Here is a 22,202-nt window from a genome sequence, read left to right on the forward strand (position 1 = left end):
CGTTTGAGGTCGTGTATGACACAACCAATTAGCATCATAGCCAAAAGTCTGGTGCGCGAGCGTCAGCGAACCGGCCTTTCGCTGGCAGAAATTGCCCGCCGTGCCGGGATCGCCAAATCCACGCTGTCACAACTGGAAGCCGGGAATGGCAATCCCAGCCTGGAAACATTGTGGGCATTGTGCGTGGCGCTGAATATTCCCTTTGCCCGCCTGCTGGAACCACAAAACCCGAAAACACAGGTGATTCGCTGCGGTGAAGGTACCAAAGTTATTGCCGGGCGGGCTAACTACCAGGCGATTTTACTGGCTGCCTGCCCGCCAGGCGCACGGCGTGATATCTACCTGCTGCTGACGCAGCCGGGCGCGGACCGTATTTCGCATCCTCATCCACAGGGCTCAGTCGAACATATTATTGTGACTCAGGGGCGGGCGCTGGTGGGGCCAACCGAAGCGGCAGAAGAGTTAGGTGAAGGGGATTACATCTGCTACCCAGCGGATCAGGAGCATATTTTTAAAGCGCTGGAATCTGATACGCAGGCTATTTTAATTGCGGAGTTGAATTAATCTTGTCATCCCCTTCGTATATGAAGGGGATGGATCAAGTCAGGCCAGGTAAAACACTTCTTTGTTTTTATCGTCGGGATACGAGCAGCCGACCTGATGAGTGTAAAAATCAGTCAGGAGATTAACCTTGAGGCGTTTGCCGCGATAGATGGCGAGCTGGCAATGAACGCGTGATGGAGATGAGCAACTTCACAATTTCAATAACATAACCAAAGGTTATAACCTTATTAAAACTACGGCATTGATAAACATTTTCAATATCATTTAATTAACTATAATGATCCAACTGCTTACGTGGCATTAACATATATGCCGCCAGACAATAATGGAGATGAAAATGAGCTATACACTGCCCGCTCTGCCGTACGCGTATGATGCCCTTGAGCCTCATTTCGACAAGCAGACGATGGACATCCATCACACTAAACATCACCAGACTTACGTAAACAATGCGAATGCCGCGCTGGAAAGCTTGCCGGAGTTCGCCAGCCTGTCAGCTGAAGAATTGATCACCAAACTGGATCAACTGCCGGCAGACAAAAAAACCGTTCTGCGTAACAACGCAGGCGGTCACGCTAACCACAGCCTGTTCTGGAAAGGCCTGAAAAAAGGCACCACTTTGCAGGGCGATCTGAAAGCGGCTATCGAGCGTGATTTTGGTTCCGTAGACAACTTCAAAGCGGAATTCGAAAAAGCAGCGGCCACGCGTTTTGGTTCCGGTTGGGCCTGGCTGGTGTTGAAAGACGACAAACTGGCTGTGGTTTCTACCGCTAACCAGGATTCCCCGCTGATGGGTGAAGCGATCTCTGGCGCGTCCGGTTTCCCGATCGTGGGCCTGGATGTGTGGGAACACGCTTACTACCTGAAATTCCAGAACCGCCGCCCGGACTACATCAAAGAGTTCTGGAACGTGGTGAACTGGGACGAAGCAGCGGCACGTTTCGCTGCGAAAAAATAAGTCTGCCTTCCTCCTCACATTTACGTGAGGTCAAAACCCCGTCCGGCCTGGCCGTCGGGGTTTTTTTACGCCTTCTCTAATGTAAAATAAAAGGAATATTGATCTGAAAATAATGAAATGTTGTTTTGTTTTGATTGTTTGATCACTTTTCTTCCGCCAGACCCGGTCTACCTTCTCTTCGTCCGCGCTGCTGTTGTCCCGCAAAAATAGCGGGGCAGCGCTCAAAAAATCAGACGTTTTTTGACAGGTGAAGATATGCAAATCAAGCGTGCAATCGAAAAAATCCCTGGCGGGATGATGCTGGTTCCTTTGTTCATCGGCGCTCTCTGCCATACCTTTGCGCCCGGCGCGGGGAAGTACTTTGGTTCATTTACTAACGGCATGATTATCGGCACGGTGCCGATTCTGGCGGTGTGGTTTTTCTGTATGGGGGCCTCGATCAAACTGAGCGCCACCGGCACCGTGTTGCGTAAGTCCGGCACGCTGGTGGTGACCAAAATAGCGGTTGCCTGGGTGGTGGCTGCCGTGGCCTCACGATTGATTCCTGAACACGGTGTGGAGGCGGGTTTCTTTGCCGGGTTGTCGACGCTGGCGCTGGTGGCATCGATGGATATGACCAACGGCGGGCTGTATGCGTCAATCATGCAGCAGTATGGCAGCAAAGAGGAAGCTGGTGCGTTCGTGTTGATGTCGCTGGAATCCGGCCCACTGATGACGATGATTATTCTCGGTACTGCGGGAATCGCCTCGTTCGAGCCGCATGTGTTTGTCGGCGCGGTGTTACCTTTCCTGGTGGGGTTTGTGCTGGGTAATCTGGATGCGGAATTGCGGGAATTTTTCAGTAAAGCGGTGCAGACGTTGATCCCGTTCTTTGCATTCGCACTGGGTAATACGATTGATTTAACCGTGATTGCGCAGACCGGTTTGTTGGGAATTTTTCTGGGGCTGGCGGTGATTGTAATTACCGGTATCCCGCTGATTATCGCTGATAAGCTGATTGGCGGCGGTGATGGGACAGCAGGGCTGGCGGCCTCCAGTTCTGCGGGGGCGGCAGTGGCAACGCCAGTGATAATCGCCGAAATGGTGCCGGGCTTTAAAACGATGGCCCCGTCCGCAACCTCGCTGGTAGCGACCTCGGTGATTATCACGTCGATTCTGGTGCCGATTTTAACGTCCGTCTGGTCTCGCAAGATGAAAGCGACAGAGGCTGAAGTGGTGATGCGTAACGCAGTGAAATAACCGTTTGCCCGGGGGCGCTCCTACGCTTACCGGGCCGACAAAACTTCCGGCCACCGTGCAGGCCTCCAGTAATCCAGCCACTTTCCCGTCATGGGCAAATCCCAAACACCTGATCGATAAGTTGGCACTGTGCTTCATCCAGCGTGCCGCCAAAATTGCGTGAAATCGGGGTACAGTAACCAAACTTGCGTGATACTACGGTTTTGATGGTGGTCACGAAGTCGTCGCCAATTGCGTAAATCGCCATAAATTTACCAATTTCTTGCTGGATTGCATGCAACGTCGGCAAATCTTCCTGTCGCCACGCTTCCCGCGCCTGGACAAACAGTTCAGGCATCACATTATTCAGCCCGGAAATGACGCCCGCGCCGCCTACCAGCAGATTGGGGATGAAGTACTCGTCGTAGCCGCACAGCACGGCAAAATCCTCACGCACCTGCGCAGTTGCCTGAATCAGATTACGGGTATGCGACTGGCAATCGACTGTGTCTTTGATACCAGCGAAGTCCGGGAATTCCGCAGCCAGCGTAGCGACCAGTTCCGGCGTAAGGTCGCAGCCGGTACGCGCCGGAAAGTTATAGGCGAACCATTTGCCGCTTATCGCTTTGCCCAGGGCGCGAAAGTAGCTCAACAATTGATTTTGCGTTTGCGCGTAATAGTAAGGCGGCAGCACCATGACCGCGTCATAGCCGGTGCGCCAGGCTTCATCAGCCATCCACAGAATATCATTAAAGCAGGTGGATGAGACGTTAGCCACCATGGTTATCGGCGACATGCCGCGCGCTTCACGGATCAAGAGCAACCGCTCTTCCAGCGAGAAGGAGGCAAATTCGCCGATGCTGCCCATCAGCAAAACCACATCGATTTTCGCTTCTGCCAGCCGGGCGATATGCTGGCTCAGCGCGCTAAGGTCAGGCTTCCCTTCGTTGTTCATTGGCGTGATGGAAGGGCACCAGACACCGTAGAAAGATGTTTCGCGGATCACGTTGTAACCTCTATGATTAATGAAATTGCGTTTCAAATACTGTGTTAAGTGATAGCACGCCCGGTTAATGCGGATCGGCATGAATGTCGCATTTTTGCAGGTTAGGTCAGCAAACAAATGTGATGTAATAGCGTGATTACGACGAGCGTCTGGAGGGAACATGCAATATCAGGTAGACGTTTTTACTGGAAAAATAAGGGATTATGACGGCAGTCGGCCAAGCGCGATTGCTAAATTGCAGGTGGAAGGCGAGCTAATCCTCACGGAATTGGGCATCGCGGGTGATGAGCAGGCGGAAAAAAGTTACCACGGCGGCACCGATCGCGCGTTGTGCCACTATCCGCGTGAACACTATGCTCACTGGGCGCAGATGTTCCCGGAGCAGACCGCGCTGTTTTGCGCGCCAGCGTTTGGCGAGAACCTCTCATCGGAAGGTCTGACCGAGCAAAACGTGTTTATCGGCGATATTTTTCGTTGGGGCGATACGCTAATTCAGGTGACGCAGCCGCGCTCGCCCTGCTTCAAACTTAACTTCCATTTCGGCATTAGCGACATTTCTGCGCAGATGCAGGCCAGCGGCCACGTCGGCTGGCTTTATCGTGTTGTTGCTGCGGGAAAAGTATCGGCAGAAGCGCCGCTTGAATTGCTCTCGCGAGTTAGCGATGTCAGCGTGTATGACGCGGCAGCGATTGCGTGGTTTCAGCCGTTTGATGATGAACAATATCACCGTCTGCTTTCGGCTGCGGGGTTGTCGGCGAGCTGGACGCGCACCATGCAGAATCGACGCACTCACGGCAAGATTGAGGATCCGTCGCGCCGACTGTGGGGAAAATAAAAAAACGCCCTCTGCAATGAGAGGGCGTTTTATCAGGAGCGTTTGTACAGCGGTAGCCAGAGCGTCAAGCGTAACCCGCCAAGCGGGCTGTCGTCAGCTTTCACCCAGCCACGATGCTGTTGAATAGCCGTTTCGACAATCGCCAGCCCGAGGCCCGTGCCGCCGGATTCGCGATCGCGCGCTTCATCGGTGCGGTAGAATGGGCGGAAAATCTGTTCCCGATCTTCCGGACTGACGCCGGGGCCGTCATCGTCCACGTTAATGGTGATGCCGTCTTTATCCACTGCAAAGCTCACTTCGATTTTGCTGTGCGAATAGCGCAACGCATTACGAACGATATTCTCCACCGCGCTTTCCAGTGCGCTGGGGTTACCGTACAGCGGCCACGGACCTGGCGGGAAATTCACCGTGAACGATTTGCCCATCTGCTCGGCTTCGAAGGCAGCGTTATCCAGCACTTCATTCCACATCTGATTGGCTTTCACGGTTTCACTGACCAGCGCGTTTTTCTGCTGATTGCGCGACATCACCAACAGATCGTTGATCATGCTGTCCAGCCGCTGAGCTTCCGTTTCGATACGTTCCAGTTCTTTACTTTCACCGCTGCGGCGACGCAGCAGCGCAGTACCAAGCTGTAAACGTGTCAGCGGCGTGCGCAACTCATGGGAGATGTCGGATAGCAGGCGCTGCTGGGCGGTCATCATGCGTTCCAGCGCGGTCACCATCTGGTTAAAACTGGCCCCGGCGGCAAGAAATTCCTGCGGCCCGGCTTCCAGCTCCGGGTGCTGTCGCAGGTTGCCCTGTGCCACTTCATCCGCCGCGTTTTTCAGTTTACGTGCGGGTTTCGCCAGGCTCCACGCCAGCCATAACAGCAGCGGCGAACTGATAAGCATGGTGACGATCAGCAGCAGTAACGGGCGGTCAAACAGCAAATTGATAAAGTCAGATTGTGAGTTGCTGGCAGGGCGGATGAGATAAAGCTGATAGTTATCTTCTCCGTCGCGGACGGAGAAAGGTCCTACCATCTCAACCCGGCCATACTTTTTCTTCTGCGGATGGTCCGAATTATCCGCCTGGCCTATAAAGTTGCGGATGATCTGCATTTCGTTGCGTTCGGCACCAATGACGCGTCCTTCGCTGGTGACCAGCAGCAGGCGTTGACCCGGCGGCGCCCATTTGTCGATAGCGCGAAACAGCCTACGCCACCACATCAGGTCGTTCGGCGGGTCATTTGCCAGCTCTGCTTCGACATGCTGTTCAATCATCACGCCCTGCCGCTGTTCGCTGTCCAGAAGCTCCGTCATTTGACGGGAATCCAGCTTCGGCACCATTAGCACTAGCATTAGCACCAGCGCCAGCGTTAACCAGAAGATGGCAAAAATGCGGGCGGTCAAACTTCCTATCATGAAGCGGAGACCATCAGATAACCGCGACCACGCAGGGTTTTAAACCACGGATGCCCATCTTTGCGATTCGGCAATTTACGGCGCAGGTTGGAGATGTGCATGTCGATGGCGCGATCGAACGGCGTCAGGCGTTTACCCAGCACTTCCTGGCTCAGATGTTCACGTGAAACCACCTGGCCTAAATGCTGAGCCAGCAGATAGAGCAGCGTGAATTCAGTGCCTGTGAGTTCCAGTGAAAGTCCATCAAAACTGGCCTCCTGGCGGCCCGGATTGAGGCTCAGGGCATCCACTTCCAGCGTGGATGAACCATTGTCGCTACTTTGTTGTTGCTCGCTCCAGTGGGAACGGCGCAGGATCGCACGAATACGCGCGACCAGTTCACGATCGTTAAAGGGTTTCGGCAGATAGTCATCCGCGCCCAGCTCAAGGCCAAGGACGCGATCAAGTTCGCTGCCGCGCGCAGTTAGCATAATTACCGGTGTCTGGTGTGTCTGGCGTAGCTCTTTAAGTGTATCGATGCCGTTTTTCTTCGGCATCATGACATCGAGTAAAAGCAAGTCGATGCTGTCGTCGAGGAGATCGAGTGCCTGCTCTCCGTCATGGGCGACGAGCACGTTAAAACCTTCCATGTCGAGTAGCTCCTTTAACAAGGAAGTAAGCTCTCGGTCATCATCTACTAAAAGGATTTTATTCATTGTTTAACTACCTCCGAGGCAGAAATTACGTCATCAAGAGTCGCTAATCCATGACTTTACGTTGTTTTACACCCCCTGACGCATGTTTGCAGCCTGAATCGTAGACTTATTATCGTTGAATCGAGAGACGAAAAGGTTACTGGAGCAAATGATGCGCATTGTTACCGTTGCCGTCATGGCCTCAACGCTGGTGTTAAGCACGGTTAGTTGTGCTGCTGATGTTGAAACAGGCGATAACTGGCACCCTACAGAGGGATTCGCGCTGCGCAGTGTTCAGAGCCATATGTTCGACGGTATTAATTTAACGGAACACCAGCGTCAACAGATGCGGGATCTCATGCAACAGGCGCGGCACGATCAGCCTCCTGTTAATGTTAGCGAAATGGAGACAATGCATCGCCTTGTCATCGCAGAAAAATTTGATGAAAGCGCTGTGCACGCTCAGGCAGAAAAAATGGCGCAGGAACAGGTAGCTCGTCAGGTTGAAATGGCCAGAGTGCGCAACCAGATGTACAACCTGCTCACGCCGGAGCAGCAAGCGGTTTTGAACCAGAATCATCAACAACGGATGAACCAGTTACGCAGCGTAGCACAAACGCAGCAAAGTTCACCGATGACCGAGTTAAGTAGCAGCAGTACCAGGTAACAACCCTGTTTTTCCTTGCCATAGACACCATCCCTGTCTTCCCCCACATGATGTGGGGTTTTTTTTATCAGGTACTTAGAAAAAATCCCTTATAAATCAATCCTCCTTGCAACAACCATAAGCAGTTACAAGAAGGATATAGCGCTACGGGTGTAGACAAGATGTAGACAATATTGTCATACCGCCAGCCCGCCGCCGAGAGGGTTTAACGTTACCGCGTGTTGCAGGTAATCGGGGGCAAGGTGAGCATAAACCATCGTCTGTTGTATGCTGGCGTGCCCCAGAATTTGCTGTAACGCAATAATGTTCCCCCCGTTCATCATGAACCAGCTTGCAAATGTGTGCCGAAGCACATGCGTGGCCTGCCCGCGTGGTAAATCGGGCTTAACCTGTTTGAGCCGTTCGCAGAAGTTTTCATAGTCAACTTTGAACAGTGGCCCGGTGTCGCTGGTCTTGATTTCTTTCTCCAGTTCTTCCGATATCGGAACGGTGCGCTTTTTTCCGTTTTTGGTCTTAAGGAACGTCACGCGCCCGTGATTAACCTGCTCACCTCGCAGCGTGCTGCCTTCGCCCCAGCGTGCGCCAGTGCTGAGGCATAGCAGTGCTACGCGTCGATCGTCGCCGGACAGAGTATCCAGTAATCTGCTGATCTCTGATTTTGCTAGATAGGTCATAGCTGGCGGCGCTTCTTTCAGTGGTTCCAGACCCTTGCAGGGGTTGTCCTTCCTGAACTCTTCCAGTTTTATCAACGTGCTGAACATCCCGGATAAGCGGTAAATATCCCGGTTGATCGTTGCTGCGCTGATACCGTCTTCCAGCCGTTGGCCTCGGTGCTGAGCAATCATTCGCTTGTTCAGTCGGTTAACGGCTGGATCGCCAAGCGCCCTGATTGTTTTATTCAGGTGCCGCTTTTCAATCTCGCCATTTTCCTGAGTCTGTCCGTACAGCAGCCACCAGGTATCTAACAACTCGCTTAAGGTGCGGCGGTCAACGCTCGCGCCCAGCCATTCTTTTTTGTCGGCGTTGGCTAATACATAACGCTCAAAAAGAACCGCCTCTTGTTTCTTCTCAAATCGCCTGCGGATACGTTTTCCGTTACGTCCGCGCGGCCATACGTCTACTTCATATTGACCACCTTCGAGCTTCTTAATTGACATAAGAAAGCCCTCCGGCGTTTATTTCCCCATCCTGGTAACAGATAGTGAAAATGTAATGTTTATATATGGTTAGCCAGTTTGTTTCTCGGAGTGGTCTGATTCCGTTGACTCTGGCCCAATGTGTGCGAGAGCCGGTGCGATTTGACCAGCTTGCGGGGCGGTCTTATCAGTCATTAGCCAGAGCGTATATTTTGCAAAACGGGGGTGTTGTGTGATCTTCAACAAAATTTCACTACCAACTCCTTCTCTTCTCCCCATCTCGTAATGCTTTTGAGTACCTGCCGGAATACCTGTCAATTCAAAGAATTGAGTTCTGGATAGCCCTTCAGCATCCCTAATTGCTCGAATTTTTTCCCCAATCCCGCTTGACTGGGTCTCATTTGATACCATATCCTTCTCCTTAGTGGGTCTCAATTGATACCATTACAACGAAAAGGCAACCGCCAATATAAGCAGTTACAAGCTGAAATAAGCGCCTAGCGCTAATGCGGAGATTAGCACAAATGAGTGGAAGACTTGAGCAGGGCAACAGAAGTGACGGAATCCATGTTGCTGAATTCCGCCGTAGATATTTCAAGAATGGAAGTTACACGGGAATGCTGAAAGTAAAAGAACGATACCGTGCTGATGGTGTAGTTCCAAAGCAGTAATTCAGTGAGGGATACCAACAGTAAGCATTGCAATCAATTTTTCAGATAAACAGAGTGATTCCCGATGATTAAGACCCATAGAGATACTGGCTTTGCTTCTTGCGGGATTGTCCATGCACTCCATGACGATACTGTCAAACTCTTCAATCATGGAGAGTCGTCCAGCGAGTTCGTCAATGCTGAGTTTATTGGCTTCATCGAGAAGAACTGCGTAGCGCCGCGCCTGCTGTTTTGCTGCTTCAGCCCTCTGCCCGAAGTTCCAAGCGATACGGCATCCACTAAGAATTGCGATAACACCACCAGAAAACCAACTGAACTGGCTACCGGCGAATACGGATGCGCCAAGAATCAGCATTGTTGCGTTGATTACAGTATCAATCCGCCGATTGTATTTTTCTGCAATGCATTCGAGCCAATAGCTGTTCCAGATTCGAAATACCAAATCATGCTTGGGATTACGTTCAGTTGGTTGGTTGTTCATGGCTATTTAATCCTCTTCATCACCGCTCTGCCCTTTTTCTGGGGATGGGGCGGGTTTTCTGGGTACGTGAAATTTATCCGTATCGGACATTGTTTTCTCCTTGTTGGGTGATGGTTATGCCGTTCACTTCCTGGCCGAAGATGGCATAGCGAAATTACCACAAAACCATGCGCCGGGCATGGCTAAAAATCCCGGCATAATTTGACATGAGGAATTAATACTATGACAGACAAAGAGTTAGAGGGGTTCATTGAAGTGCGTCACGCTGTTGACGCAGTTCCATACCCAAAATTTGCCGAATTGATCGGTAAGAAGCCCGCCACGGTTAAGAGCATGATTGAAGACGGTAAGTTGCCGATCATCCCGTGGAAGAACCCGGAAAGCCTGGGCGCCCGTGCTGAGAACTGGATCTATATCCCTGAGTTCAACCGCGCAATGCGTGACGCCTATTACAACCGTCCGAGAGAACAGCGCGACGCGTGGTTGTTGTGGATCGGTCTTTGAGGTTATCGCGATGAGCCAGAAAACAGCCAACCACGAAAACCGGGTGCGTGAATGCAACGACATTCTTGACACCCATTTAAAAGATATGCAAACGGGCTTCATGATTCGCACCAATAGCGGCGAGTTTATGATCAGGGATAAAAAGCTGATTAAGAAAATAACCAAAGACGTGGCCCACCATGTTGATGGTGAATTGCTTAAATTGGGAATGTGAGGGGGCTTTTGTGGCTGTGCAATTAATACAGTTAAGTCGTCACTCATATTTATATCGTGGCTTCACTATTCAAAAATGCCCGCGTAATCCTTTTACGTCTAAGCACTCTTATCGTATTTCCAGCAATGGCGATTATTACGGGCGTGACTTTGCTTTAGCGGAAGCCATGCGCACGGTTGATCAGATGTATAAGCAAGGGGGCAGTAATGCACGATGAAGGCCCATCACTGGCAAGCCTGCTTAAGCACGGGTGCCAGGTCATACACTTCAAGAACTCACGCGGCTGGCTGGAAACGCCGGACGGAAGATTTTTTAAGCCCGAACCGGCGAAGGTTCAATTTATCAAAGGTAAAAATAAACCGTTTATTTATACCCAAAGAATAAATAAAGGCTTCCTGCTTACACTGGCTGAATTATTTAAAAAGCTAATTAAGTAATTCGGTTTTAAAAAATCAACTCTGCTTTCTCCGCCTCTTTGTTAAGTGGCGGCGGTTCAGCTCATTCTTTTTTTGAGGAAGAGATTATGACCAGACGTGATCAATATAGCTTCATTTTGCATGTTCTTTTACCTGCTATCGAAAATGAAGGCTTAACCATTAAAACCCGCCGTGATGGTGAGTTAACCCTTTCAGCCAGCGGATCAGTAACCGTTAATTTTATTAGCAACCTGCGCCAGCACTGCATTGACGAATTGCAGCGATCTTCCGTTCCTTCTTCTCCTTACGGTTATTTATAAATAGAGGTCTTTTGCATGAGTAACGTAGCGAAACTTCAATTAGGTTTTTCACCGCTGACTAAAAAAATTCAGTTGGCAAAGATGCGCGATGATGGGGAAGGGCGCCGCCTTCGCGTTGGTAGCGATCCTGGTCGTGATGTGACTAACGAAGCTGCGCAATTAGTTTGGCAGTTGGTTATGTCTGAGGGCGGGGAAATCGGCTGGAACCTGTCGGACGGTAGCCGCATGGTTTTGAAGGCTGAGAAAGTGGGGCACGCATCATGAGCAGCCCTATTATTCGCCCGTTCATCAAATGGGCAGGGGGTAAAACCCGTGTCCTCCCTGACCTGCTGCCGCATCTTCCTAAAGCCGACTGCCTGATCGAACCGTTCGTAGGCGGCGCATCGGTATTTCTGGCGACTGAATACCGCCGCTATGTGCTGGCTGATATCAACCCGGATCTTATTAACCTGTATCGGGAAGTCACCCGTTACCCGGACTTAGTGATCGATGCTGCCCGCGAACTATTCAACAGCAAGAACAGCCCGCAGGGGTACAACGAAGTCCGCGCCGCGTTCAATAAGCAGGTGGGTACGGTAAAAAGCGGTGGGTTGCGTTATGGCGCTGAAATGGCGTGCATTATGCGCGCTGCTCAATTCCTGTATCTGAATCGCCACGGTTATAACGGCTTATGCCGCTACAGCCGTAAGACCGGCTTTAACGTGCCGTTTGGCAAGTATAAGAGCGTCTACTTTCCTGAAAATGAAATCCGCCAGTTTGCCGAAAAGGCCAACGATACAAAGGCAATATTTCTTTGCGCGCCGTTCCAGCGTTCTCTACAGGTCGTCACGGGTGGCGATGTTCTTGTTTACTGCGATCCGCCTTACCTGCCTGAAAGCAAAACAGCCGATTTTACCCAATACCACACCGAACCATTCACGGAAGATAACCACCGCCAGTTAGTCCAGGCACTGCTGGAAGTTAACCGTAAGCATGGCGTGAAGGTCGTCATTTCCAACAGCGACACCGAAGCCACCCGCGCGATTTATCAGCCATTCAAGATGCACGAAATCAGCGTGCAACGTTCCGTCAGCACCGACAAAGACAACCGCCAGAAGGCCAAAGAAGTGATTGGCGTGCTGCCTGTCTGCGATTGCTGCGGGCGTTACGGCGGCGGTTGCCCTGATTGTGGCGCCGTGATGGGTGATGCGACTTACAACGCGATGGTTGCGGCGAGCGCGTTTGATGATGGGGAGGTTTTCTAATGTCGATCATAGATCCCCGTTGCAGTGGTACGGATACGATAAATATCGTTTCTGTTTCTGGAGGGAAAGACAGCCTTGCGCAATGGCTTTTAGCCATTGAAAGCGGTGTGTCTTATACGACTGTTTTTGCTGATACCGGCCATGAGCACCCCCAAACAATGGAATACCTAGACTATCTGGAATCCAGGCTGGGAAAAATAGTTCGTGTTAAAGCTGATTTTTCTCGTCAGATAGAGGGGAAGCGTAGGTTCATTGCAGAAAAGTGGCCTATCTCTCTGGTTGAAGAGTGCGGAATGTCGCCCGAAGAGGCGGCGGAACGTATTCACCATGCACTGGAAGTTTTAAAACCAACAGGCAATCCATTCCTTGATCTCTGCATGTGGAAAGGGCGTTTCCCGAGCACTAAGGCGCGTTTCTGCACATTTGACCTGAAACATGAACCGGTACGAACCCAGGTGGTTTTGCCAGCGCTGGATGAGTTCGACGAGGTAATTAGCTGGCAGGGTGTTCGCGCGCAAGAGTCACCAGCACGGGCCGGTTTACCCGCCTGGGAGGAAGACGCAGATAACACGCCTGGTCTCCACGTCTACCGCCCAATTCTTAACTGGTTACATGAAGATGTGTTTGCCCTGGCTAAACGCCACGGTATCAAACCAAACCCACTCTATGAGCAAGGTTGCAGCCGTGTCGGGTGCATGCCTTGTATCCATGCCCGCAAGTCTGAACTGGCAGAAATATTTAGCCGTTGGCCGGAAGAAATAAAGCGTGTTGCAGAGTGGGAACGCCTTGTCGCGGCGTGTTCCCGCCGTGGAAATTCTACTTTTTTCCCTTCAACTCATGACCCGCGTAGAGCGGAAAAGCGGATCGACGTTATCACCGTTGATGCATACGGCATTGAGTCCTACCGCGATTGGGCAATGACGACACGGGGCGGGGCGCAATTCGATCTGTTGGCAGAGTCAAACGATAAATCGGTGTGCAGCAGCGTTTATGCCGGGGTGTGCGAATGAATAACCACCCTGTTGCTTACTACAACGAGATTGATCCCTTCGCTGCGCAATACCTGCGCAACCTCATTGATGCCGGGCTTATCGCTTCCGGTGTTGTCGATACTCGTTCCGTTGAGGATGTTACCCCAAATGACCTTAAAGGATTCTCTCAAGTCCACCTGTTTGCAGGTTTTGGAGGCTGGCCCCGTGCTTTGCGCGTCGCAGGATGGCCGGACGACCGCCCAGTATGGACAGCAAGTTGCCCATGCCAACCTTTCAGCCAGGCAGGCGAAGGAAAACAATTTGATGATGAGCGGCACCTATGGCCCGCCGTTCATTGGCTTGCAGGCCAGCAACGCCCTGTCGTTATATTTGGCGAACAGTCTTCAAGCAAAGATGCAGAAGTCTGGATCGACCTTGTACAAACTGACATGGAAAGTCTGGGCTATGCCTTCGGGGCGTCGGCGTTTCCGTCTGCGGGCGTCGGTGCGCCGCACATCCGGGAGCGTACTTACTGGCTGGCCGACTCCAACCGCGAGCAATACGAAGAACGCTTATCAGGATGCCGAGAAGGTGATCGCCAGGAAGCTGGCTGGTCGGCAGTCGAACTTACAGGACTTTGCTTGTCTTGCGGGCTGGCCCACCCCTGCGGCGAGGGATGGAAAGGGCGGGTATCAGGGGGGAAGGATGCGGCACGGGAAGCTGTCAACAGATACGCTGGATGTGACAGCGCAGATAGCAGGCCCGGCCCGGTTAACGGATTCTGGGGATCTGCTGACTGGCTCTTTTGCAGAGATGGAAAGTGGAGGCCAGTTAAACCCGGCCTTAAGCCTCTGGTTAATGGGGTTCCCTCCAGAGTGGGAAAACTACGCGCCAGCGGAAACGCCGTAAATATCTATGCAGCAGCAACCTTCTTAAAAGCCTACATGGAGATCGCGCAATGACCACGGCAACCCGTGGCCGTCGCGCCCCTTCTCCACCTCCACCGTATCCGGGTAGCACTGACAATGCTATCCCTTACGCTTATGGCGGGAACAAACCATACCAGCCGATTGGCGTTGATGTAGCGCCGGGGCTGGATGGTTTCGACTATCTCACGCCGGACGGCACGCGTAAGCATATTGCGTTCAGTGAACTTGTAGCGGAAGACGAAAAGCCGGAGCGCAGCAAGCTGCTGCGTCGCCGTCTGGCTTCCCTTCCGCAGTATATCCGCCGCCACTTTGCCGCGAAGCTGGATGCACTGGACGCGAAAGACCGCAAAGCGGCAGATCACTGGCTGGTTAATACCTTTGAGCGCCACGTATTAACGCGTATTGATAGCGTGAACAGTGTTTACCAGCCTGACACTGTGATGCCCGGCATTCTGCTGCCAATCCGCGATCAGCTTTTCCGTATGCTCTGGGCAGGGAAGAAAGAGTTAAAAAGACTGGCTTATACGCTTGCCGATATCTTTACGAGCGAGTTTATACGCGAGTCCGATCACCAATTGGCACGCACCGGCGATCCTGAGTTCGCGGCGCTTTCTGGCTATGGCCGTATTGCGTCGCTGGCGGTGCATCTGAAAACGCCGATCCCCGGCTGGACGGCGTATTGCAATGAAGAACTGGAAGCGGAGGACGCGTTACGCGCGGTTCTTCGTCTTGAGTCACCGCAGTGGTGGTTAAACCGCCTGCGCCGTATCCATGCTAGGTGGCGTGAGCATTTGATGATCGCAGCGGGATACGTCCAGAAAAAATCTTCCCCATACAGTAGCGCCCCGTGCCTTACGGAATGGCTGGCCCAGAAAAAGGCTAACCGCGAATACCTTAAGGCTATGGAACTGGAAGACCAGGACACGGGCGAACGCATTTCACTGATCGATAAAGTCGCCGGTAGTGTTGCCAATCCGGCCAACCGTCGCCGCGAACTCATGACGAGAATGCGCGGATTTGAAGATCTGGCGAAGCTGGAAGGGCTGGCCGGTGACTTCTACACGCTGACAGCGCCTTCCCGCTATCACGCTATGCAGCATAACGGGCGCCGTAATAACAAATACTGTGGCGCGTCGCCGCGTGAGACACAGCAATATCTTTGCAAAGTCTGGGCGAGAACCCGCGCCGCATGGAAGAGAAAAGGGATCCGTGTTTTCGGATTTCGTGTTGTTGAACCTCACCACGATGCAACGCCGCACTGGCACTTGCTTCTTTTCATGCGCCCGGAAAAGGTCGAACAGGCGCGCGATATCTTCCGTAAATATGCCCTGAGAGAAGACGGCAACGAGCCGGGAGCGTGGGAGCACCGCCTTGAATTTAAACCGATTGAGGACGCTTTAGGCAGCGCAACCGGCTACATAGCGAAATACATTTCGAAGAATATCGACGGCTTCGCGCTGGATGGTGAGAAGGACGACGAAACCGGGGAAGACCTGAAAGAAATGTCACTCCGCGTTAGCGCGTGGGCGTCGCGCTGGTCAATTCGCCAGTTTCAGCAGATCGGCGGCGCGCCGGTCACGGTATATCGCGAACTTCGCCGCGTGGGCAATCGTGAACTGGTGTTACACCCTGAACTGGAAACCGCGCGGCAGGCCGCTGACGCAGGCGAGTGGGATAACTATGTATTAGCCCAGGGTGGCCCTTTGGTAGAGCGCGATAATCTGCGCATTCGCCTGAACTATGAAACCACCGAAAACGGCAACGCCTACGGCGATGACGTCCAGCGAATAACCGGTATCTATTGCCCGATTACGGGCAATGACTCTTTGATCTTCACCCGCACCACTCAATACAAAATCGTGCCGAAGCGCCAGAGCGCTGACGGTGTGGCCGTTGACGTTGGTTTTTCAGGCGGCAACGCCGCCCCTCGGAGTTCTGTCAATAACTGTACGCGGGATCCCGCGGCAGGTGCTGACGGTGTTGAACATGCCGCCCGCGAAGCTGCAGGACAGTCGGAAATGACTGTGCCAGCTGAGGGCGTGACGGTGAATTTTGATGCGCTTTCACGGCAGGAAAAGCGAGAACTGGCGCAGCGGCTTAGTGAAGACGTTCGGAGTAAGCGTAAAAAACGGCCTCCGCAACAGGAAGAGGGGGCCGGGCTATCCGTGAAAGAGCAGCAGATCAGTGAATTGCTGGCGCTGCGCGGGATTGAGGCCAGCGCCGGAATGGTCAGATCGATGATGGCCGGTGCGTCAGTGGCGTGCGGTGATCTCGTTATGACCGTGCAGGACGGGCGGCTGGTATCCAGAAGCCGCGCCGGTTCTGGGCTGACGGTAACCATGACAGATAAAGGGCTTGTATCGAGCAGGCATGAAAGCAATGAATTGCCGTCGCAGGTGATGGCGGCGAAGAAAAAAACAGGCGACCTCGTAAACAGAATGAAGGCTGTGTTTTCGGGGCGGAAGTAGGGTGCTGATCGGCATGGTTGGCTTTGACAGTGTGGTACCCAAATACCGCGATGGCCGGAACGGTCAGCTTTGACGGTGTGGTACCGGATTCCGGCAAATACCGCCATTTCCGGCAGTGTTGGCCGTACATCGAGAACCGTCATTTTTAACAGTGCTGCAGGTTGTTAAAAATGACGGTGTCAGCTAAGGACGAAAGAGAATGAGCTATCTGGGAAGTAAAGCGGCGAGTGGGGTTTATCAAAAGATTATTGCTGAAATGCCCCCGCATGATACCTACATTGAAACGCACCTGGGCAGTGGCGCAGTAATGTTTCACAAGCCACTTGCAGCCAGGACGATTGGAATTGATGTCGATGAAAATGCTTTTAAATTAACGCGGGAGCGCTGGTCTGATATGGGGGAAACTCCGCCCCGGTTGCATCTTTATCACGGTGATGCTGTAGGTTTTCTGGAAAGAGAAGACTTTACTCAACATGGCCGCGTGCTGGTTTATTCCGATCCTCCCTATCTGCCAGAAACGCGCACCAGTCGCGCCCGCTATCGTCATGAATATACGGTTGCCGATCATGAGCGCCTGTTAGCCTGCCTCATAAGCCTGCCGGAAAACGTCAACGTGATCCTGTCTGGCTATCCGTCGCGGCTCTATGACGAAACGTTAGCGGGCTGGCGCAGTAAGGAGTTTCAGGCCATGACACGCGGCGGCGTGCGAACAGAAAAAATCTGGATGAACTACCCGGAAGGGCGCGCGTATTCCCACGCATTTGCCGGGAAAGATTACAACGATCGGCACCGTATTAAGCGCAAAGTTGAGCGCTGGCGCGCGAAATATGCCGCGCTTCCGCCTGCTGAACGGCTGGCGATCATGGTGGCATTAAATGAAGTAGACGGGGGTAATCATGGATGAATATCAGGTGTTTAGTGATTCTGCTTGTGTACTGACGGCTGAAGAACAGAAGGTAGCCCAGCTTTTAGGTGATGCGTGGAATCTCTACCTTGCATTGCCTGTTGAGCATCCAATGGGGCTGGATGAATTTTGCCGAGCTATTCACCACTGTCAAAACATGGTGTTGGCACGTCCGGCGATCAGGGCGCTGGCAGAGAAAGGGCAGGGATATAAGAGGCCAATATCTGAATGACTTCATAGTTTGACTTCATGATTAATGCGCGTAATAATGACTTCATAAAGTGACTTCGTGAGGCAGGGAATGAAAGAGCAGGTTTCATCACTACGGAAGAAGCAAAAAAGCACGCTTGAGCAGATATTTAAAACGCCTGTTCAGTCGGGCATTAAATGGGCTGATATCGAGTCACTGATCAGGGCGCTGGGAGGGGAAGTAAAAGAGGGGCGCGGTTCCCGCTGTAAGTTTATCCTTAATGGCAGCATCGCTAACTTTCATCGTCCCCACCCTTCACCAGATACGGACAAAGGCGCAGTAGTTAACCTGCGCGACTGGCTTGAAAGCACAGGAGTTAAGCCATGAGCAAACCATCAACACCGAATACCATTGATATCGCCGGACAACCAGCCATTATCAACTACGTGCCGGAGCTTGGCGCGTTTCGCGGTAAGTTTCTGGGGCTGACCGGCTATTGTGATTTTGTATCGGACAGTATCCAGGGGCTGAAAAACGAAGGTGAGATTTCACTGCGTGAATATCTGGAAGATTGCAGTGCAGCGGGCATTGAGCCATACGTGCGCCAGGAAAAAGTTAAAACATTCACGCTACGCTACCCGGAATCGTTTGGGGAGCGCCTTAACCAGGCCGCTGCTGAGCACGAAACTTCTGTTAATACTTTCATTATTGAGACGCTAAACGAGCGCATGAAACACGCGTAACGGTGGCTATTTCTGCTCAGTATTTAATGTTTGTCTATACCGATTGAGGGGTTTTAAATGAAAATGTTAATAAAACGCTATGATAGTTATGACATGACTCTTTTATCGGATGCCTTGTCTTGCATTGCTGCCAACATTGAGGACGCATACATAACTAGCGGGGCCGTTGCTGAAAAGCACTATACCTACAACGATCTAATGACTCTTGCGCTGAAATACGTTTCCGAAAGTGCACATGGTAAAACTTTTCATGCAGATACAACGACAATTGGTAGTTAAGTTAAATGTCTCAGGAGCGGATTATTTAACATTTTGAAATTCCCTCCAATCCTATCGAAAGCGTCATTAAATGGCGCTTTTTTGTTTTGCACAATAGTGCACAAATTTGCACAATTTTTTTGAAGCTATTTATACCCTTTCCGCCCTGTGTCGGCGCGGTCTGCCCCCGGATCGGCAAATGCACAAAAAACGAAGCAAATGTCGCGCGCAGGTGACGGGGGAACAGCCCACGCGACGGAGGGTCGGGAGGTGATGCCTTCAATTGCCATTCTCCGGCCTTTTTCGTCTTCTCGGCGCGTTTTCTCCCGTCTGGATGTGTGCGGGGTCGATTGCAGTTTGCGCCTGCCAGAATGGCGCTCATGCGTTCTGAGTGAGGGGCGTTAAAGGTCGTACTGAGTTGTTATCTGGTGGTGGCCGGTTATACGGGGATTGAAAATTATTGAAGGAGAATCGCCGCAGAATGTGCGGCGTGTGTGTTGGGTTACTCGTCTTTGAGCAGAGCGTAGGGATTAAAGCGGATCACTTCTTGGCCGAGCCAGTCATTGACGCCTTTCATGGCTTCCATTACGGGCAACATTTCGTTGATGGCAAAGACGCGCGCGGCCTTCTCAACATCACCGAGCGAGCCATTGCCTTCAGGCATTGCGCCCATCAACTGCGGTGGGATGCGGTGAGCGTCACGCAAATCGCTGCGCGTTGCTGATTTGATGTTAAGAAACTCATCCTTTGCCGATATCTGGCTGAACGGCATCAGTTGCACACCGTCTTTGCCGCCGCCAGGAGCGTGGATCAGTACGTTTTTAAATGCGCCTTTCCCTCTGGCCTGTGAGAGCGTCTTTTGAACCACCTTTATGCTTTCCTGATCCACCTGTGCTGCGCCCACATAGAGAATACATCCGGCATGGGAGCCGTTGTCGTAATAGAGTTTGCGGAACTTATCGGCGGAATGTGACAGGCTGGCGGACAGTAGCGCACCCATATATTCAGGCATACCGTAGATTTCCTGATGAATGTCCGGGTTCATGATGTGGCAGATCTCGCCCGCCTTGAACTCGTATTCATCTTTCCACTGCCGGATAAACCAGTAGGTATTAAGATCGCTCCCCCGCCGCGTGTTCAGTGCCAGAACATGCTGGAGTTTGAGCGGAGCGCCAAGGACATTAGTTCGACGCTCAAGGTAGGCATTTCCGAAGACAAACCAGTCCAGCGCAAACGCAGAGAAAGCCTGTCGTGAGAGTAACGGATGAGGAATATAGCACCCGGTCAGCACATTGCGTTTGAAGTAAAGCGCCGACTGATGCAGCGGGGATTGTGCAAACGCACGGGTTAACCCTTTCCAGTCTATTGGCGTTTCATAGTACCGGCCATTGTCGACGCAACACATGCTATCAAGCAGATCATAGCCGTCTGTGACCGAATATGGCCCGTCAAAGGTGAAGGCGCTGAGCGCCGGATCGCTTTTGAGCGCGTCAGAGATATCAGGCTGTCCGGCACTGCCACTGCTGGCAGTGTGTTTATTTTTGTATGTGCGCTTCTTCATCAGAACTCCATAGCAAACCCGCCGCTGCCACTCTCCTGGCCCAGCGGTTCGTTAATAATGGCGAGCATATTCGCCCAGGCTAAATCACCGTGGCTGACGCCGCGCGAGCGGTCAGTGTCATAGGTGATGAATCCGCCAGGCGTCTTTACCTTGCGAACAGAGTTAAATGCGTTGATCAGGGCGCGCTCGCTGCGGTCATATTCCCAGCGTCCAGCGCGGATCAGCTGTAGCATTTTCAGCACAAGGGCACGCTTTGACGTCATTGACATGGTGTAGGGCATCGCCATCGGGAAAAATTTCTTCACTATCTGGTAAACGGCTTCACCGTTACCGCCCGTCACGTCGATGCCGACATGCTGCACGTTGTATTTGAAGGTGAAGTTTTCGATAACTTTCGCCTGCTCTTCAAACTCAAGGCCGCGCACCTGTTCCGTTTCCACCGTGCGGAATTTACCGCCAGGCACCAGTGGCGGCACCACAACACAAATTGCACCGCTGTCACCGTTGCCGCTACTGCCGTTGGCGTCATAGCCTATCCATACCGGGCGATTACCCATCGGTCTGGACGTAAAGGGTTTCCAGTCAGGCCATTCGTCATAACCATCTGCACCGCAGCCAATCAGGGCGTTAAGGTTGAAGGCAGATTCGCCATCGCGGACAAACTCGCACATGTACAGGTTGCGGAATTCATCCTCGCTGTTTTCATCCTGAATCTCTTCAAGATCGGTGTACTCCCAGCCGTGGTCTATCACATCCTTCAGGGTGACAATCTGACGCCAGGTTTTATCCGGGCACAACAGCCCGCTGTTCAGCGTTTTCCAGCCCACATCAAACGCTTTGCGCTGTGCCTTCGGGCGTTTTTCATTCCAGCGATCGCCCGTCCAGAACGGGTAAGCCTCATGGGTTTCACCTGACGGCGTGGAAAAGTAGGTACGCGTCAGTCCCTTCAGCGTAGCCATCGCCCCTGCAACCTTTCGCAGGTTGGTGAAGTTGCTGACCCAGAAGAATTCGTCAAACTTCAGGTTGCCCGTATATGACTGCGCTGTTGCAGCGGACGTGCCGAGGAAATGCAGCTCTGCGCCGTTACTCAGTACGATTTTGTCGCCGCCCTTAAGCTCAACGTCTACTTCTTCCGCTGCTTTCTGAATGAATCCCCTGAACTGGTGAGCCTGTCGGCGGGATGCGGACAGAAATATCTGGTTGCGCTGGTACGGGTATTTCACATCGTCGCGCAGCGCATCAAGTAACGCCTCGCGTGCAAAGTACCAGGTTGCACCAATCTGGCGGGACTTCAGTATCATGCGGTTTCGGTGGTGGCGTTGCTCATACCAGCCGCGTTGATGCCACGACAGGGAATCCAGTATTTTCTCCCGCAGCGCAACGATCTGTTCTTCGGTGAAGTGGTTTTTCAGCTTACGTTTGCGCGGCTTTTTGCCCGTGCCAGCCCCTGCCGGTTGTCCATCAGACAGTTTTTTCAGTTGCCGGGTCAGCAGGTCAATCTCCTTGTAATCACCCCCGGTTTTCTTGTCCTTTTCACCAAGCTGGATAAGGCGCGCATCAAAAGTCTGGGTTACTCGCTGAATAGGTGATGTTTCATCCCATTCATCGCGTTTCTTCCAGGCGTAAACTGTGTTCTGATTAATCCCCATCAGGCGCGCGATCTCCGCTGGCGGGTAGCCCTGCCAGTAAAGTTGTCTTGCCCTCTGACGTACAAAAGCGTCCTGTATCATCTGCCCTCCACCGTTTATGGAGTGAAGATTACCCCGCGCGCGATCCCGCTATCGCCCCCTTTATGGTCTGGCCCTCCTCCGACAACAAAACCTCGTTGAGACAGCAAGTTACGCTCTGCCATCATGGCCGTACA

General features: G+C 52.3%; 28 protein-coding genes. 20 read left to right on the plus strand and 8 right to left on the minus strand.

The features are described from left to right. The first annotated feature begins 15 nt into the window (after nt 1-15). The 3 genes from GA0061070_RS16310 (at nt 16) to kdgT (ending at nt 2,761) form a co-directional block, all read left to right on the plus strand. Nucleotides 16-564, plus strand: a complete 549-nt coding sequence (locus tag GA0061070_RS16310) for a helix-turn-helix domain-containing protein (protein WP_090137097.1) — start codon at nt 16-18, stop codon at nt 562-564. A gap of 337 nt (nt 565-901) precedes the next feature. Then, nucleotides 902-1,522: a superoxide dismutase [Mn] gene (gene sodA, locus GA0061070_RS16315; RefSeq protein WP_090137098.1), complete on the plus strand. Its 621-nt coding sequence runs from the start codon at nt 902-904 to the stop codon at nt 1,520-1,522. Nucleotides 1,523-1,777: 255 nt separating this feature from the next. Then, nucleotides 1,778-2,761, plus strand: a complete 984-nt coding sequence (gene kdgT, locus GA0061070_RS16320) for a 2-keto-3-deoxygluconate transporter (protein ID WP_090137099.1) — start codon at nt 1,778-1,780, stop codon at nt 2,759-2,761. Nucleotides 2,762-2,849: 88 nt separating this feature from the next. Here the strand turns inward: kdgT and GA0061070_RS16325 are convergent, their stop codons facing one another. Continuing rightward, nucleotides 2,850-3,746 (minus strand): dihydrodipicolinate synthase family protein, encoded by an 897-nt coding sequence (locus tag GA0061070_RS16325; protein WP_090137140.1) that lies wholly within the window; start codon nt 3,744-3,746, stop codon nt 2,850-2,852. Between the two features lie 160 nt (nt 3,747-3,906). Between GA0061070_RS16325 and yiiM the strand changes: the two genes are divergently transcribed. Continuing rightward, nucleotides 3,907-4,581 (plus strand): 6-hydroxyaminopurine reductase, encoded by a 675-nt coding sequence (gene yiiM / locus GA0061070_RS16330; protein WP_090137100.1) that lies wholly within the window; start codon nt 3,907-3,909, stop codon nt 4,579-4,581. Nucleotides 4,582-4,613: 32 nt separating this feature from the next. Here yiiM and cpxA read toward each other — a convergent pair whose 3' ends face one another. Then, nucleotides 4,614-5,987, minus strand: a complete 1,374-nt coding sequence (cpxA, locus tag GA0061070_RS16335) for an envelope stress sensor histidine kinase CpxA (protein WP_090137101.1) — start codon at nt 5,985-5,987, stop codon at nt 4,614-4,616. Then, nucleotides 5,984-6,682 (minus strand): envelope stress response regulator transcription factor CpxR, encoded by a 699-nt coding sequence (gene cpxR, locus GA0061070_RS16340; RefSeq protein WP_090137102.1) that lies wholly within the window; start codon nt 6,680-6,682, stop codon nt 5,984-5,986. The genes cpxA and cpxR overlap by 4 nt, the downstream gene beginning before the upstream one ends. Before the next feature lie 151 nt (nt 6,683-6,833). On the opposite strand from cpxR, the gene cpxP reads away from it, so the two are divergent. Continuing rightward, nucleotides 6,834-7,328, plus strand: coding sequence for a cell-envelope stress modulator CpxP (gene cpxP / locus GA0061070_RS16345; protein WP_090137103.1), 495 nt, complete (start codon nt 6,834-6,836; stop codon nt 7,326-7,328). Nucleotides 7,329-7,504: 176 nt separating this feature from the next. On the opposite strand, the gene GA0061070_RS16350 is transcribed toward cpxP, so the two are convergent. From GA0061070_RS16350 to GA0061070_RS16360, 3 genes are all read right to left on the minus strand, one after another. Beyond that, nucleotides 7,505-8,485, minus strand: coding sequence for a phage integrase (locus GA0061070_RS16350; protein ID WP_090137104.1), 981 nt, complete (start codon nt 8,483-8,485; stop codon nt 7,505-7,507). Nucleotides 8,486-8,554: 69 nt separating this feature from the next. After that, a complete protein-coding gene (locus GA0061070_RS16355; RefSeq protein WP_090137105.1) occupies nt 8,555-8,875 on the minus strand; it encodes a helix-turn-helix domain-containing protein in 321 nt (106 codons plus the stop codon). A 261-nt stretch (nt 8,876-9,136) separates the two neighbouring features. After that, nucleotides 9,137-9,616, minus strand: a complete 480-nt coding sequence (locus GA0061070_RS16360; RefSeq protein ID WP_090137106.1) for a hypothetical protein — start codon at nt 9,614-9,616, stop codon at nt 9,137-9,139. A 222-nt stretch (nt 9,617-9,838) separates the two neighbouring features. On the opposite strand from GA0061070_RS16360, the gene GA0061070_RS16365 reads away from it, so the two are divergent. From GA0061070_RS16365 to GA0061070_RS16435, 15 genes are all read left to right on the plus strand, one after another. Beyond that, nucleotides 9,839-10,120, plus strand: a complete 282-nt coding sequence (locus tag GA0061070_RS16365; protein WP_000130011.1) for a Cox family DNA-binding protein — start codon at nt 9,839-9,841, stop codon at nt 10,118-10,120. 10 nt (nt 10,121-10,130) lie between these two features. After that, nucleotides 10,131-10,334: a hypothetical protein gene (locus GA0061070_RS16370; protein WP_090137107.1), complete on the plus strand. Its 204-nt coding sequence runs from the start codon at nt 10,131-10,133 to the stop codon at nt 10,332-10,334. Between the two features lie 10 nt (nt 10,335-10,344). Continuing rightward, complete coding sequence (locus GA0061070_RS16375; protein ID WP_080461359.1) at nt 10,345-10,551, plus strand: DUF4761 family protein; 207 nt, start codon at nt 10,345-10,347, stop codon at nt 10,549-10,551. Beyond that, nucleotides 10,541-10,771: a phage filamentation protein Fil family protein gene (locus tag GA0061070_RS16380; RefSeq protein WP_090137108.1), complete on the plus strand. Its 231-nt coding sequence runs from the start codon at nt 10,541-10,543 to the stop codon at nt 10,769-10,771. The genes GA0061070_RS16375 and GA0061070_RS16380 overlap by 11 nt, the downstream gene beginning before the upstream one ends. Nucleotides 10,772-10,857: 86 nt before the next feature. Further along, the gene (locus tag GA0061070_RS16385) at nt 10,858-11,070 is read left to right on the plus strand and encodes a hypothetical protein (protein WP_074169021.1); all 213 of its coding nucleotides are present in this window, start codon (nt 10,858-10,860) and stop codon (nt 11,068-11,070) included. A gap of 15 nt (nt 11,071-11,085) precedes the next feature. Next, the gene (locus GA0061070_RS16390; RefSeq protein WP_060707431.1) at nt 11,086-11,334 is read left to right on the plus strand and encodes a DUF7446 family protein; all 249 of its coding nucleotides are present in this window, start codon (nt 11,086-11,088) and stop codon (nt 11,332-11,334) included. A gap of 8 nt (nt 11,335-11,342) precedes the next feature. Then, on the plus strand, nt 11,343-12,314 hold the full coding sequence (locus tag GA0061070_RS16395) for a DNA adenine methylase (protein ID WP_090137141.1): 972 nt from the start codon (nt 11,343-11,345) through the stop codon (nt 12,312-12,314). Beyond that, entirely contained in the window at nt 12,314-13,324 is a 1,011-nt protein-coding gene (locus GA0061070_RS16400; RefSeq protein ID WP_090137109.1) for a phosphoadenosine phosphosulfate reductase domain-containing protein, read from the plus strand. Before GA0061070_RS16395 ends, GA0061070_RS16400 begins: the two co-directional genes overlap by 1 nt. Further along, the gene (locus GA0061070_RS16405; protein ID WP_090137110.1) at nt 13,321-14,247 is read left to right on the plus strand and encodes a DNA cytosine methyltransferase; all 927 of its coding nucleotides are present in this window, start codon (nt 13,321-13,323) and stop codon (nt 14,245-14,247) included. The genes GA0061070_RS16400 and GA0061070_RS16405 overlap by 4 nt, the downstream gene beginning before the upstream one ends. After that, the gene (locus GA0061070_RS16410) at nt 14,244-16,682 is read left to right on the plus strand and encodes a replication endonuclease (protein WP_090137111.1); all 2,439 of its coding nucleotides are present in this window, start codon (nt 14,244-14,246) and stop codon (nt 16,680-16,682) included. Before GA0061070_RS16405 ends, GA0061070_RS16410 begins: the two co-directional genes overlap by 4 nt. Nucleotides 16,683-16,881: 199 nt before the next feature. Beyond that, the gene (locus GA0061070_RS16415) at nt 16,882-17,586 is read left to right on the plus strand and encodes a DNA adenine methylase (protein WP_090137112.1); all 705 of its coding nucleotides are present in this window, start codon (nt 16,882-16,884) and stop codon (nt 17,584-17,586) included. Beyond that, on the plus strand, nt 17,579-17,818 hold the full coding sequence (locus GA0061070_RS16420; protein WP_090137113.1) for a hypothetical protein: 240 nt from the start codon (nt 17,579-17,581) through the stop codon (nt 17,816-17,818). Before GA0061070_RS16415 ends, GA0061070_RS16420 begins: the two co-directional genes overlap by 8 nt. Before the next feature lie 69 nt (nt 17,819-17,887). After that, nucleotides 17,888-18,163, plus strand: coding sequence for a type II toxin-antitoxin system HicA family toxin (locus GA0061070_RS16425; RefSeq protein ID WP_090137114.1), 276 nt, complete (start codon nt 17,888-17,890; stop codon nt 18,161-18,163). Further along, the gene (locus GA0061070_RS16430) at nt 18,160-18,519 is read left to right on the plus strand and encodes a type II toxin-antitoxin system HicB family antitoxin (protein WP_090137115.1); all 360 of its coding nucleotides are present in this window, start codon (nt 18,160-18,162) and stop codon (nt 18,517-18,519) included. The genes GA0061070_RS16425 and GA0061070_RS16430 overlap by 4 nt, the downstream gene beginning before the upstream one ends. 57 nt (nt 18,520-18,576) lie before the next feature. Next, nucleotides 18,577-18,798, plus strand: coding sequence for a hypothetical protein (locus tag GA0061070_RS16435; RefSeq protein WP_090137116.1), 222 nt, complete (start codon nt 18,577-18,579; stop codon nt 18,796-18,798). 481 nt (nt 18,799-19,279) lie between these two features. Here the strand turns inward: GA0061070_RS16435 and GA0061070_RS16445 are convergent, their stop codons facing one another. After that, nucleotides 19,280-20,338, minus strand: coding sequence for a phage portal protein (locus GA0061070_RS16445; protein WP_090137117.1), 1,059 nt, complete (start codon nt 20,336-20,338; stop codon nt 19,280-19,282). Continuing rightward, nucleotides 20,338-22,068 carry a terminase large subunit domain-containing protein gene (locus GA0061070_RS16450; RefSeq protein WP_090137118.1) on the minus strand — a complete coding sequence of 577 codons (1,731 nt, stop codon included), beginning with the start codon at nt 22,066-22,068 and terminating at the stop codon, nt 20,338-20,340. The genes GA0061070_RS16445 and GA0061070_RS16450 overlap by 1 nt, the downstream gene beginning before the upstream one ends. Nucleotides 22,069-22,202: the final 134 nt, after the last annotated feature.

This window comes from Kosakonia oryziphila (assembly GCF_900094795.1).
Taxonomy (GTDB): Bacteria; Pseudomonadota; Gammaproteobacteria; order Enterobacterales; family Enterobacteriaceae; genus Kosakonia; species Kosakonia oryziphila.

What these genes read in the sequence shown, in the direction of transcription:
- GA0061070_RS16415 (WP_090137112.1), top strand. Translation starts at nt 16,882, where the DNA reads ATGAGCTATCTGGGAAGTAAAGCGGCGAGTGGGGTTTATCAAAAGATT.
- GA0061070_RS16425 (WP_090137114.1), top strand. Translation starts at nt 17,888, where the DNA reads ATGAAAGAGCAGGTTTCATCACTACGGAAGAAGCAAAAAAGCACGCTT.
- kdgT (WP_090137099.1), top strand. Translation starts at nt 1,778, where the DNA reads ATGCAAATCAAGCGTGCAATCGAAAAAATCCCTGGCGGGATGATGCTG.
- GA0061070_RS16445 (WP_090137117.1), bottom strand. Translation starts at nt 20,338, where the DNA reads ATGAAGAAGCGCACATACAAAAATAAACACACTGCCAGCAGTGGCAGT.
- GA0061070_RS16435 (WP_090137116.1), top strand. Translation starts at nt 18,577, where the DNA reads ATGAAAATGTTAATAAAACGCTATGATAGTTATGACATGACTCTTTTA.
- cpxR (WP_090137102.1), bottom strand. Translation starts at nt 6,682, where the DNA reads ATGAATAAAATCCTTTTAGTAGATGATGACCGAGAGCTTACTTCCTTG.
- GA0061070_RS16310 (WP_090137097.1), top strand. Translation starts at nt 16, where the DNA reads ATGACACAACCAATTAGCATCATAGCCAAAAGTCTGGTGCGCGAGCGT.
- GA0061070_RS16430 (WP_090137115.1), top strand. Translation starts at nt 18,160, where the DNA reads ATGAGCAAACCATCAACACCGAATACCATTGATATCGCCGGACAACCA.
- GA0061070_RS16390 (WP_060707431.1), top strand. Translation starts at nt 11,086, where the DNA reads ATGAGTAACGTAGCGAAACTTCAATTAGGTTTTTCACCGCTGACTAAA.
- sodA (WP_090137098.1), top strand. Translation starts at nt 902, where the DNA reads ATGAGCTATACACTGCCCGCTCTGCCGTACGCGTATGATGCCCTTGAG.
- GA0061070_RS16405 (WP_090137110.1), top strand. Translation starts at nt 13,321, where the DNA reads ATGAATAACCACCCTGTTGCTTACTACAACGAGATTGATCCCTTCGCT.
- GA0061070_RS16365 (WP_000130011.1), top strand. Translation starts at nt 9,839, where the DNA reads ATGACAGACAAAGAGTTAGAGGGGTTCATTGAAGTGCGTCACGCTGTT.
- GA0061070_RS16385 (WP_074169021.1), top strand. Translation starts at nt 10,858, where the DNA reads ATGACCAGACGTGATCAATATAGCTTCATTTTGCATGTTCTTTTACCT.
- GA0061070_RS16450 (WP_090137118.1), bottom strand. Translation starts at nt 22,068, where the DNA reads ATGATACAGGACGCTTTTGTACGTCAGAGGGCAAGACAACTTTACTGG.
- GA0061070_RS16400 (WP_090137109.1), top strand. Translation starts at nt 12,314, where the DNA reads ATGTCGATCATAGATCCCCGTTGCAGTGGTACGGATACGATAAATATC.
- GA0061070_RS16355 (WP_090137105.1), bottom strand. Translation starts at nt 8,875, where the DNA reads ATGGTATCAAATGAGACCCAGTCAAGCGGGATTGGGGAAAAAATTCGA.
- GA0061070_RS16370 (WP_090137107.1), top strand. Translation starts at nt 10,131, where the DNA reads ATGAGCCAGAAAACAGCCAACCACGAAAACCGGGTGCGTGAATGCAAC.
- GA0061070_RS16420 (WP_090137113.1), top strand. Translation starts at nt 17,579, where the DNA reads ATGGATGAATATCAGGTGTTTAGTGATTCTGCTTGTGTACTGACGGCT.
- cpxA (WP_090137101.1), bottom strand. Translation starts at nt 5,987, where the DNA reads ATGATAGGAAGTTTGACCGCCCGCATTTTTGCCATCTTCTGGTTAACG.
- GA0061070_RS16380 (WP_090137108.1), top strand. Translation starts at nt 10,541, where the DNA reads ATGCACGATGAAGGCCCATCACTGGCAAGCCTGCTTAAGCACGGGTGC.
- yiiM (WP_090137100.1), top strand. Translation starts at nt 3,907, where the DNA reads ATGCAATATCAGGTAGACGTTTTTACTGGAAAAATAAGGGATTATGAC.
- GA0061070_RS16360 (WP_090137106.1), bottom strand. Translation starts at nt 9,616, where the DNA reads ATGAACAACCAACCAACTGAACGTAATCCCAAGCATGATTTGGTATTT.
- GA0061070_RS16410 (WP_090137111.1), top strand. Translation starts at nt 14,244, where the DNA reads ATGACCACGGCAACCCGTGGCCGTCGCGCCCCTTCTCCACCTCCACCG.
- cpxP (WP_090137103.1), top strand. Translation starts at nt 6,834, where the DNA reads ATGCGCATTGTTACCGTTGCCGTCATGGCCTCAACGCTGGTGTTAAGC.
- GA0061070_RS16350 (WP_090137104.1), bottom strand. Translation starts at nt 8,485, where the DNA reads ATGTCAATTAAGAAGCTCGAAGGTGGTCAATATGAAGTAGACGTATGG.